This is a genomic window from Burkholderia sp. Tr-20355 (assembly GCF_017104685.1).
Taxonomy (GTDB): Bacteria; Pseudomonadota; Gammaproteobacteria; order Burkholderiales; family Burkholderiaceae; genus Burkholderia; species Burkholderia seminalis.
On record NZ_JAAGPK010000377.1, the window covers coordinates 1 to 1,187 of the forward strand.

1 protein-coding gene is annotated in these 1,187 nt (G+C 72.9%); it reads left to right on the forward strand.

Translation table 11 applies throughout. From position 1 onward, the window contains the following. Positions 1–1,187: amidohydrolase family protein (locus G3N62_RS35485; protein ID WP_206141552.1), on the forward strand; the 1,187-nt coding region annotated here is incomplete at both ends.

Genomic DNA, 1,187 nt, shown 5'->3' on the forward strand with positions numbered 1-1,187 from the left:
CCGCCACGGGCGGCCGACCGGCCTGCTGCTGGCACGCCCGGACCCCGCCGTGCTGCAGGCGGCGCTCGCGCAAGGCCCGACGCTCGGCGGCGGCGACCGGCTGAATTCCACGCGGCAGCTCTTGCATGCGCTGAATCGCGTCGGCGTGACGAGCGTGATCGATGCCGGTGGCGACGGGCTGGCCTATCCGGACGACTACGCGGCGATCGTCGAGCTCGCGCGGCGCGGCGAACTGACGGCACGCATCGCCTACAGTGTCGGCGCGCAACGCGCGGGACGGGAGCTCGACGACTTCGCGCAGTGGATCGCGCAGATGACGCCCGGCGGCGGCGACGCGTTCCTGCGCACGAACGGCGCGGGTGCGCGGCTCGTATTCTCGGCCGTGGATCTGGGCAATTTCCTCGACCTGCGCCGCGATCTGCCGGCGTCGCTCGAAGCCGAACTCGCCCCGGTCGTCCGGCTGCTCGTGCGTCACCGCTGGCCGTTCCGCCTGCATGCGATCCACGACGAGTCGATCGGCCGCTTCCTGGACGTGTTCGAGGCCGTCGATCGCGAGACGCCGTTCGACGGGCTGCGCTGGTGCTTCGACCGTTGCGAGCGGATCGCGGACGCGAACATCGCGCGGATCGCGGCGCTGGGCGGCGGCGTGACGATTCAGCCGCGGATGGCGTTCCAGGGCGAGGCCTTCGTGGCCCGCTACGGCGCCGGCGCCGCCACGCGCGCGCCGCCGATCCGCGCGATGCTGGACGCCGGCCTGCCGGTCGGCGCGGGGACCGGCGCGACGTGCGCGGCGAGCTACAACCCGTTCGTGGCGCTGTACTGGATGGTATCGGGGCGTACCGTCGGCGGCACCGCGCTCTATCCAGCGCGCAACCGGCTCGGCCGGATGGAGGCGCTGCGCCGCTTTACGGTGGGCAGTGCATGGTTCTCGAACGAAGACGCGTGCAAGGGCGCGCTGATGCCCGGCCAGTACGCGGATTTCGCGGTGCTCACCGACGATTACTTCACGATCGATGCGCCGCGCATCCCGTCGCTTGCGTCGGTACTGACGGTGGTCGACGGCCGGATCGTGCATGCGGATGCGGAATTCCTGCCGCTCGCGCCGCCGCCGCTGCCGGTCAGCCCGGGATGGTCGCCGGTGGCCGGAGCCGCGGCGGGCAGCCGCGACCGCACGGGGGCGGCGGGCT